This window comes from Candidatus Effluviviaceae Genus I sp. (genome assembly GCA_016867725.1).
Lineage (GTDB): Bacteria > Joyebacterota > Joyebacteria > Joyebacterales > Joyebacteraceae > VGIX01.
The window spans coordinates 20,500-30,233 of record VGIX01000023.1 but is presented as its reverse complement, the minus strand read 5'-3'; the positions used below and the strand labels follow the sequence as shown (position 1 = coordinate 30,233).

General features: G+C 68.6%; 8 protein-coding genes and 2 tRNA genes. All 10 read right to left on the bottom strand.

The window, feature by feature from the left end:
• The coding region (gene purD, locus FJY74_06475; protein MBM3307950.1) for a phosphoribosylamine--glycine ligase at positions 1 to 1,007 on the bottom strand (1,007 nt) is incomplete at its 3' end.
• 64 nt (positions 1,008 to 1,071) lie between these two features.
• Complete coding sequence (locus FJY74_06470; protein ID MBM3307949.1) at positions 1,072 to 2,292, bottom strand: hypothetical protein; 1,221 nt, start codon at positions 2,290 to 2,292, stop codon at positions 1,072 to 1,074.
• A 188-nt stretch (positions 2,293 to 2,480) separates the two neighbouring features.
• Complete coding sequence (locus FJY74_06465; protein MBM3307948.1) at positions 2,481 to 3,080, bottom strand: zf-HC2 domain-containing protein; 600 nt, start codon at positions 3,078 to 3,080, stop codon at positions 2,481 to 2,483.
• The gene (locus FJY74_06460) at positions 3,077 to 3,658 is read right to left on the bottom strand and encodes a sigma-70 family RNA polymerase sigma factor (protein ID MBM3307947.1); all 582 of its coding nucleotides are present in this window, start codon (positions 3,656 to 3,658) and stop codon (positions 3,077 to 3,079) included. The genes FJY74_06465 and FJY74_06460 overlap by 4 nt, the downstream gene beginning before the upstream one ends.
• 212 nt (positions 3,659 to 3,870) lie before the next feature.
• Positions 3,871 to 5,580 carry an Ig-like domain-containing protein gene (locus FJY74_06455; protein MBM3307946.1) on the bottom strand — a complete coding sequence of 570 codons (1,710 nt, stop codon included), beginning with the start codon at positions 5,578 to 5,580 and terminating at the stop codon, positions 3,871 to 3,873.
• Between the two features lie 159 nt (positions 5,581 to 5,739).
• Entirely contained in the window at positions 5,740 to 6,567 is an 828-nt protein-coding gene (locus FJY74_06450) for a hypothetical protein (GenBank protein MBM3307945.1), read from the bottom strand.
• Positions 6,568 to 6,785: 218 nt separating this feature from the next.
• Positions 6,786 to 6,861: transfer RNA gene (locus FJY74_06445), tRNA-Thr, on the bottom strand.
• Between the two features lie 52 nt (positions 6,862 to 6,913).
• Positions 6,914 to 6,989 (bottom strand) — tRNA-Phe (locus tag FJY74_06440).
• An 86-nt stretch (positions 6,990 to 7,075) separates the two neighbouring features.
• Positions 7,076 to 8,062: a UDP-glucose 4-epimerase GalE gene (gene galE, locus FJY74_06435; protein ID MBM3307944.1), complete on the bottom strand. Its 987-nt coding sequence runs from the start codon at positions 8,060 to 8,062 to the stop codon at positions 7,076 to 7,078.
• A gap of 48 nt (positions 8,063 to 8,110) precedes the next feature.
• Positions 8,111 to 9,700, bottom strand: a complete 1,590-nt coding sequence (murJ, locus tag FJY74_06430; GenBank protein MBM3307943.1) for a murein biosynthesis integral membrane protein MurJ — start codon at positions 9,698 to 9,700, stop codon at positions 8,111 to 8,113.
• Positions 9,701 to 9,734 lie beyond the last annotated feature (34 nt).

Sequence of the window (9,734 nt, the reverse complement as noted above, 5' to 3'; positions counted from 1 at the left end):
GATGCCATCACGACGCAGGCTGCGGCGCCGGGGCGCGCGCCGACCGACGACGGAGCGAGTTCGCCTCGAGCCGTCGCGATCATGATCTCCACGATGTCTGCGTCCAGAAGCGGGAGCACCGCCTGCGTCTCCGGGTCGCCGAAGCGGCAGTTGAACTCCAGGACCCTGATGCCGCCGGCCGTCAGCATGAGACCTGCGTAGAGGACGCCGCGGTACACGATGCCGTGATGTTCCTCGAGGGTCGCGACGGCCCTGTCGATGACGCGGCGCTGCACGTCCGCGAGGGCCTCCGCGCCGAGCACAGCGGCGGGCGCGTACGCCCCCATGCCGCCGGTGTTCGGCCCCTCGTCACCGTCGTGCGCCCGCTTGTGGTCCTGCGACGGGACGAGCAGCGCGGAGCGGCGGCCGTCCACGAACGCCAGCACGGAGGCTTCCTCCCCCTCGAGGAACTCCTCGATGACGACCCGTTCGCCCGAGGGCCCGAAGACACCGCGGACGAGCGCGTCGTCGACCGCGGTCTCAAGCTCCCGCGCGTCACGGGCGATGACCACGCCCTTCCCGGCGGCAAGACCGTCGGCCTTGACCACGACCGGCAGACCGATCTCCCTCGCGCGGCCCAGCGCCTCGTCGCGGTTCGACGCGACCCACGCCTGCGCGGTCGGGATGCCGCCCCGCAGCATGAGGTCCTTCGCGAACCACTTGCTGCCCTCAAGCTGCGCCGCCGCGCGCGAGGGACCGAAGACGGTCACGCGCGCCGCCTCGAGCCGGTCGGCAAGCCCGAGCGTGAGAGGCGCCTCGGGACCCACGACCACGAGGTCGAAGCGCTCCTCCACGGCGAAGCGCGCAAGCCCGCTCACGTCGTCCGCCGACAGGGGCACGCAGCGGGCCAGGGAAGCGATCCCGGCATTGCCGGGCGCCGCGACGACCTCGCGGGCGAGCGCGCTCTGGCGGATCTTCCAGACAAGGGCGTGCTCCCGGCCCCCGCCCCCCACCACGAGGATCTTCATGGGTCCTCTGGACAAGAGGGGCCGCCCCCGAGGCGGGGACGGCCCCTCAGAACGGCGCAGAAGGCTACCTGTACAGCGTCTTGACCGTCCCCCACGACCTGCGCTCCACCGGGGTCGTGTAGCCGGTGACCGTCATGGTGTACTTGCTCCCGCAGTCCGTCGGCAGCCAGAACTGCGGCCCCACCCAGAGCCAGTACGTGCCGGGACTGAGCGCGGCGGACACGCATCCGGCGTCGCACGCGTCAACAAACGCGGTGTCGAGGAAGGTCAGGCCGTCGCACGAGCCGCCCAGGATGAACAGCAGCAGGGGCATCTCACCGAACGCGCACATCTCGATCGTCCGCGGCTGGTCGAGCGTGATCTGGTACCAGTCGGTGTCCCGCCAGCACTGCCCGCCGTTCTCGAACACGCCGGTCTCCCCGCAGACTCTGATGGTCCCGGCGGACGGATCGAGCGTCTGGAACACGTACGGCATGGAGTTGCAGCCGCCGTTCCAGGAGTCAACGTAGTCGACGTGGCACATGGGCTCGCCCTCGACCACCGAGCCGAACGGGCAGTCGGCCACGCACGAGTCGGCGTAGAACCCGTCAACGGTCATGAGGTACTCAGAGCCGCACGGGACGCCGTCGAAGGTCTGCGAACCGACCCACAACCAGTACGTGCCCGGGCCGACGGTCGCCTCGACCCACGCCTCATCGCAGGCATCGGCCGTCGCCATGTCAACGACCTCAAGGGCACCGCATCCTGCGGTGCCGTTGATGAAGAAGATCAGGACCGGGAACTCGGCGGTGCACCCGAAGCGGACGGTCGTGGTCTCGAGGAGCTCTATCTCGTACCAGTCTGTGTCGCGGTAGTTCAGACTCCCGTACAGGTAGGTGCCGCTCGTCCCGCACACTGTGATGCGCCCGTAGTAAGGGGCAAGCGTCTGGAAGACCTCCGGCGAGGAGTTGCAGCCCCCATTCCAGATGTCCTCCCAGTCGTCCTCGCAGATCGGCTCAAGCTCCGTCCGGTCGCATGCGCCGCAGTCCAGCTCGCAGCGCGGGCCCGTGAAGCCCAGATCGGCAGCGGTCGGCGCCCCGGGGTAGGCCTCGCTGCCGAGAAGCCAGGACAGCTCATCGGAGAGCGTCCCGGAGTCCGGCTGCGCGCCCGGCGTCATCCGGATCAGCGGGGCGCTCGACTGAGCGAGACCGGCCGGCCGCGCCGCATCCGTCACCGGGGCGTCAGCCGACCAGGCTGTCCCCGCGCACAGAAGAAAGGCAAGCAGAACGCATGCGCAGACTCCCATGTCCCAACGCCTCCTCTCGGTTCGACATCAACAGCTCTTGCGCAGCACACCCGCGCGCCAGGACTCGTAGCACAGGTCTCATCCGCGTGACAAGAGCGAAGTTGGAAGCAGAAGGGCCGCCCCATGACGGGGCGGCCCCCTGAAGCCGCGGGACCGCGCGCGGGCGGTCCCGAGGCGGCCTGCGACAACTAGCGTCCGAGCGATCGCTGGCCCGGGCCTGACCCGACGATGGCAAGGCGCTGAGAGGCGGCGAGCACCATGCCCGGGGGATCGCCGAACGGGGCAAGGGCACTGGGGCGGAGCGTGTCCGCGGCATACGCGGGATGGGCGCCTCGGCCTGAATCGACCAGGAGCTTGCTCTCGGGAGAGATGACGGAAGGCACGCCGACCGGCCCGTACGCCACGGCCCGCGGAGGCGCGCCCTGCTCCACCCCGCCCGTCACCGGCCTGAGCCCGAGCCAGAGACCCACGGCGAAGCAGAAGAGCGCCACGGCGGCGGGAGCCAGCCTCGGGATCAGCGCCGGCCAGGTCCTCGACTCGCCGCGCCGCCTGCCACTCTCAAGCCTCCTCCGGAGCTTCGCCTCGAAGCGCGTCCAGTGGAAAGGCGAGGGCTGCCTGTATCCGTCGTCGCGAACGGCCTCCAGGAGCCGCTCGAGCGCGGCGCGCTCCTCGGCGCACGCCGCGCACGCCGCGCAGTGCTCCTCGATCATTGAGCGCTCGCTCGCGTCAAGGCCGCCCGACGCGAACTCGACCAGCATCTCCTGGACCCGTGCGCACTCCCGTCTCATCGCAGATCCCCCAGGAGCTTCCTGAGCTTCCTCACCGCGTGGAAGTAGTTCGCCTTCGAAGTGCCCTCAGAGCAGCCGACGACCTCCGCGATCTCCTTGTGACTGAGGCCCTCGAAGAACCTCAGCGTGAAGACGGCCCGCTGCTTGTCGGGGAGAGATCTGACCGCCGAGTCCACGCGCCCTGCCAGCTCGGAGCTCATCGCCGCATAGCTGGGATCCGCGTCGGCTCGCCGATCCTCCCACTGGAGTTCCCCCATCGGCACCATGTGACGGAACCTGTCTCTCCGGAGCCGATTGAGAGCGATGTTGACCGTGATGCGGTAGATCCACGTGTAGAGGCTCGACCGCTCCTGAAACCGCCCGACGTGCCGGAAGACCCGTATGAACGCCTCTTGGGCAACGTCCTCGGCGATCTCGTCGTCCCTCACAACCCGCCACGCCACGCGATAGACCCGCTCGCGATACGCAGCGACCAGTTCCTCAAAGGCCCTCTCGTCCCCGGCCTTCAGCCGCCGGACGAGGCCCTCATCCTCTCTGCCCTGCGGGGGTGTCGCCCTGTCAGTCGAGTCGTTGGACACGCCGTCACGCCGCCCCGTTTACGCCGGTCTCCGCCCGGGCGGCGCAACCGCCCGGGCCTCCGTGGGCGGGCTCAAGCTATGACAACGCGAACCAGGTGTCAACTGGACCCGACCGACCGCTCCCCGGAAAGCCGTCGGGCGGGGACCTCTCCCCGCCCGACGATGCTGCTGGGATCCGACCCGGCGGCCTCATGGCCTGCCTGCGGAGTCTCCTAACGGTAGAGGCTCTTGATCCGGCCCCAGCTCTTCAGATCCTCGCCCTCGGGAACCGTGGCGACGGGCGCGCACCATCCCCACAGGTCCACGAACTCCATCGGGCCGCGTGCCATCACGCAGTGGTTGACGTCGTCGAGCGTGAGCGCGCGGTTGGGATACGTGTCGCACTCGTACACGCCGCTCTCCTGGGAGTCGGCGCAGAAGTACTTGTACTCCAGCTGCCGGTGCGTGCCGGTCGGGAAGACAACCAGCGCGGAGTAGATGCCGTCGCCCGACGTGAGGTCGCCGCCCGTGCCGTCGTCCCTGAGCACGATGCCGGTCGACCAGTCGAGAGGTGCCCTGTTGCCGCGGACGTACAGGGCGTAGCCGCAGGTCGGCGCGTTGGTGACCTGGAACCGGACCCCGACGTCGCACGAAATGTTGTCCGACGGCGCCACGTCCTCCCACCACACGTTCATCGTCTGGCTCGCGGCGTTGGGATCGAGCGTCACGTAGTGACCGAACTCGTAGTCGCCCTCCCACGTTGTGCAGTCCACGATGTACTTGTACTTCACCTGCGCGGACGACGCGCTGCCGCCGCACGCGTAGCCGAGCGAGAAGTACTCGACGACCGTGTAGACGCGGTCGCCCGCGACCGCATCCCCGTTGGTGCCGTCGTCGTACGTCTGGCACCCGCCGCACTGGTCCCACGTCAGGGGGTACGTGTCGCCCTGGATGTGGACGCTGGTCGGAACGCCGTTCGCCTGCGCGTAGAGCTCCATGTGAACTTCGAAGACGACCTTGTGGAGGAAGAAGCAGGCGGTGTTGTTGCTCGGGTCAACCGGCCGTCCATCGAGGTCCGTGACGCCGGTGACGGTCACGGTGTAGTCGTCGCCCTCGACGAGGTCCGGAGACACCTCCAGGTAGACGGTGTCCGTCTGAAGCGGGTCGCGCGTGGCGGTGAGCACGGTGTAGACGCGGCCTCCCACGGTGTAGTTCGTCGCGGTCTCCGCGGAGGTCTCCTCCACCGCCTTCGAGAACTTGACCTCGAGGACGCCCGTGTCGACAGGACAGGCCGCCTTCACGCGGGCCGATACCACGGTCGGAGGGGCCGCCGTGAAGACCTCGGTCAGGTTGTTCACCATGTGGTAGCGGAAGAGCACCGGCGTGGAGCCGTTGGAGGAGAACAGGCGGTTGCCGGACGTCGAGGTGTTCTGCGCCCAGTTGTTGTTGAGCACGATCTTGAACTGGTAGTTGCCGGCCGGGATGACGGACTGCCACTCCCAGACGTCATCGCCGTCAGGGTCCGACATGACCGTGAGCGTCGTGTTCGTCTGGTCCCAGTCGCTCCCGCCCAGCTCGCTCATGAAGTCTCCGCAGACGATGGGCGGGTTCATGCTGTGGAACACGTACTCGTCGCCCTGCCTCGTGCCGACCACCGCGCCGAAGTTCACGTACCAGGTCACGTTCCCGGTGCCGGAGAGCGAGAAGCTCTGGTTCGCGCTGGGGAAGTCCTGCCCCCAGGCGTTCCCGTCAACGGCCTTGTACTGGTGCGCGCCTGCGTCGAGGCTCTTCGTGAGCACGTAGACGCCGTTGGCGTTGACCGAAAGCTCGTAGTTGGGATCGTTGGGATTCCACCCCTGGAAGTTCCCCGTGATGTGACCGGCCGCCAGCGCGACCGCCGGGAGTACGAGCAGCGCCGCAAGCGCCGCCATGAAAGCCCTCATGCCGTCCTCCTTCCATCGCCGCGGGGCACTCGCCGCCGCGGCCCCCCCCGAGACAAGCTCGGGGACCAGCGCGCCCTGGGAGCATCAGGCCCCGACTGCCGAAGCGCGCCGGGGCCCGATGTCGAACATCACTGAACTGCGAGTCGCCTCAGACCCCGGCTAGCGATAGAGCGCCTTGATCGTGCCCCACGTGCCGGACTCGATCGGGCTCGGGCACTCCGGGCAGTCGGGCGTCTGGTACTCCCACCCGTCAGTCCAGAGGTCCATCGTCGGGCCCGAGTCGTCGATCACGAAGCTGTGGTCGCCGGTGCTCTCCCAGGTCTGGCAGCCGTCCTTCTTGTACTTGTACCAGCGATGAGGGTTCGAGCCGGCCAGGAAGTTGATGGTCACCTGGTACAGCTTCGGGCTCGCCGTCGGGCACGGGCGAGTCATGACGACGCCGCCCCCCCAGTTCGTGAGCTCGTTGCCGCTCCCGGTCACGCACACGTCGCCGGAGGTCGTCGTCTCGCCGGCCAGGCAGAGGTGGAACGTCACCATGACGTCCTGACCGAGAACCTGGGTGATGGGCAGGAAGAAGTTCGGGGGGTTCCCCCACTGGTCGTTGCCGTAGCACTCGGCCATGTCAGTGAGGTCCACGACCTTCACGTAGAACTCGATCTGGCTGCAGCCGTGGCCCGCCGGGATCGTGCCCATGTACTCGTCGTTGTTGCCGATGTCCACGTTGTAGACCATTCCGACTTCCGTGAACGGGTCCGACGTCCCGCCGCAGCGGTAGTACAGATACGCCGCGATGTCGGCGCCCTGGCCCGGCTGGTCCGTCACGCCCGGCTTCCACACCTGCACGTACACGCCGATGTTGTCGTTGGACGTGTACGACGTGCCGTTCACGGGCCAGATGTTCCCGCACCAGCCCACGGCCCCGACGGCCGTCTGGGCGGCGACGACGAGGACGATGCCCGCAAGCACCATCGTCGCAAACCGCTTCATCTCCCCCTCCTTCTGGGGGCAGCCCTCCTGGGGTCTGCCCGCACCTCGCCTACCGTCCCGATTCCGCTGGCTGTCTTCTGCAGAGCGTTCGGGCGCCCTTGTCCGAGTTCATAATAGCACAGACAGCACCGAATGTCAATCGCGAGGACGCACCAGGTGGGACGGGAGAAGAACACGCTGTGGCCGCGCGTAGGCGGCCACAGCGTGTGCGGAAGGCCTGGAGCTGGTGAGCGGAGTCGAACCGCTGACCTACGCATTACGAGTGCGTTGCTCTACCGACTGAGCTACACCAGCTCGAACGCCGCGCCGCCGGGCCCCGGCCGGTCGGCCGACGGCGGCGGAAGGATGGTGCCGCCCCGCAGAATCGAACTGCGGACACACGGATTTTCAGTCCGTTGCTCTACCATCTGAGCTAGGGCGGCACGAACCTAACTTCGGATATGCTAGCAGCACCGCGGAGTCGAGTCAAGCGGCCGCCGGAGACCCCACCGCCGGCCGCGCCGGTCCGTCAGGCCGAGTACCCATGCGGGAATCTCCTGGCCCAGGCCCACGCCGATTCGATCATGTCGCTCAGCTCCCGGTGCCGCGGCTTCCACGCCAGCTCCCGCTCGGCCAGCGACGAGCTCGCCACCAGGCGGGCCGGGTCACCGGCGCGCCTCGGCCCCACGGCGCACGGCACGCTCCTCCCGGTGATCCGCGTTACCTCGTTGATGACGTTGAGGACGCTCCAACCATCGCCGCTCCCGAGGTTGAACACCCCCGAACGCCCTCGGCTCAGCGCGTCGAGCGCCGCGATGTGAGCGTCCGCGAGGTCCCTCACGTCCACGTAGTCGCGGATGCACGTTCCGTCGGGCGTCTCGTAGTCGTCCCCGTACACCGTGATCTCAGACAGGACTCCCTGCGCGGCCCTGAGCGCGTTCGGGATCAGATGTGTCTCCGGGCTGTGATCCTCCCCGAACCGCGCCGAGGCTCCCGCGGCGTTGAAGTAGCGCAGCGAGACGTACTTGAGACCCACGGCGCCCGAGCGCCACTCGAGGATGCGTTCGAAGGCGAGCTTCGTGTCGCCGTAGACGCTGAGCGGGCGCGTGCCGTGCGACTCGCTGATGGGCACGGACTCAGGCTCTCCGTAGACGCCCGCGGACGACGAGAAGACGATCTCGCCTACCCCGGTCTCCGCCATGGCGTCGAGCAGCGCGCATCCGGCGACGACATTCGTGCGGTAGTACTCACCGGGCCGCGACTGCGACTCGGGCACCACACTCTTCGCCGCGAAGTGGATGACCGAGCCCACGCGGTGCTTCGAGAGAACGCCGCGCAAGAACGCCTGGTCTCCTACGTCGCCCGGCTCAAGTGGCACGCCCGGGACGATCGCATCGCGGTGCCCCTGCGAGAGGTCGTCCACGACCACGACCTTCCACCCGGCCTCCGCCAGCTTCTCGACCGTCACGCTCCCGATGTACCCCGCGCCGCCGGTCACGAGAACCGTCTGTCCCATCCGGATGCTCCTCCATCTTGCCACGACGCCCAAGGCCCATCCGCGACGTCACCGCCCCGTCATGCGCATCCTCAGAAGGTCCGCGACCTCGGTCAGGCCGAGCCTCGAGCACGCCAGCCCATACGCAAGCAGACCGGCGCCGCCCGAGAACGCCATCCGGGCGGCACGGCTCGTCACGCGGGCGCCAGCAAACGTCATGCCAACGCGCGAGTCAACGGCCCACACGGCGAGGAGCATCGCTCCTGCCGCCACCGCCACCAGCCCGATGGTCCTCAGAAGATCGCGGCGCGCGACCGACGCGCCGAACGACGCGAGGCGCCTGTTCAGCAGCACGTAGAGAAGCGCGGCGTGCGCCGTGAAGGAGATCGAGGTCGCAAGCGCCAGCCCCGCGTGCCTGAGAGGCGTCCGCACCAGCAGCAGGTTCAGTCCCGCGTTCAGAAAGAACGCGCCCAGCGCGACCTTCACCGGCGTCTTCGTGTTGAGCGTGGCCGCGAACGCCGTGGCCAGCAGGAACTCGATCCCCATGCTCACGAGGCCGATCGAGTACATCGAGAACGCCGCCGCCGTCATCGCGAGGTCCCGCTCGCCGAACACGCCCCGCTGGTACACGAGCCCGCACAGCGGCTCGGCGAACCAGACCGTGAGCACGACCACAGGCACCAGGAAGACGAGGTTCATGCGGATCCCCGAGAGGAGCGCCTTCCGAAAGCCGTCGTACCGCTCCAGGGCGAACTCCTCGGCCAGATGCGGCGCCGCGGAGCGCCCGGCCGCAAGGGCGAGGATCGCGTACGGCAGATGAACGAGCCTGAACGAGTAGTAGAGCGATGAGATACTCCCCGGGTCGAGGAAGGACGCGACCGTCCTGTCCACGATCACGCCCATCCGTCCGATCGCCGAAGAGAGGATCACGGGGCCCGCAAGTCCGGCCGCCCGCCGCAGGTCCGCGTCGCGGCCGGGAAGCGACCACCGGAACGCCCGCATGCCGTCTCGGCCGGCCAGCGCGCGCACGAACGGAACCTGAACGAGGAGCTGCAGGAGACCGCCCGCCAGCACGCCGATCGCGAGGCTGTAGTATCCGAGCGACCTGGACAGCAGAAGCACCGCTCCGATGATGCCGACGTTCAGGAGCACCGGGGCAAGGCTGTAGACCTGGAACCGCCCGAACGCCAGGAGGATCGCGCCCATGAGCGCGGCAAGCCCGATCAGAAGCCCGAAGGGGAACATGATGCGGGTCATGCGGACCGTCTCGACCGCGGTGTCGCCCCGGAACCCGTGCGCCACGACGTTCACGATCGCGGGCGCCCCGACGATGCCCAGCGCGACGACCACGAGGAGTGACACCGCGAGCCCCATCCCTGCGTGGCCCGCGAGCTTCCACGCGCGCTCCCTCTCCCCGCGAGCGTGCAGCCCCTTGAACAGCGGCATGAACCCGGACTCGACGGCGCTCTCACCGAACACGCGGCAGAACAGGTTGGGGATGGTGAACGCGGCGACGAAGATGTCCATCGACCTGCCGGCCCCGAAGATCGCCGCCGTCGCGACCTCTCGCGCGAACCCGGAGAGCCTCGACACCAGGGTCCCGGCGCCGATGCTGGCGAAGCCCCTCACCATTCCGGTCCCGCGCCCCCGATCCGCCACCGGCCGGCTCCTCCGTGCGCTCGCGCCCGTCCCG

Excerpts from the sequence above, each read along its gene's own strand:
- FJY74_06470 (MBM3307949.1), bottom strand. The coding sequence starts at position 2,292 with ATGGGAGTCTGCGCATGCGTTCTGCTTGCCTTTCTTCTGTGCGCGGGG.
- FJY74_06465 (MBM3307948.1), bottom strand. The coding sequence starts at position 3,080 with ATGAGACGGGAGTGCGCACGGGTCCAGGAGATGCTGGTCGAGTTCGCG.
- FJY74_06455 (MBM3307946.1), bottom strand. The coding sequence starts at position 5,580 with ATGAGGGCTTTCATGGCGGCGCTTGCGGCGCTGCTCGTACTCCCGGCG.
- FJY74_06450 (MBM3307945.1), bottom strand. The coding sequence starts at position 6,567 with ATGAAGCGGTTTGCGACGATGGTGCTTGCGGGCATCGTCCTCGTCGTC.
- galE (MBM3307944.1), bottom strand. The coding sequence starts at position 8,062 with ATGGGACAGACGGTTCTCGTGACCGGCGGCGCGGGGTACATCGGGAGC.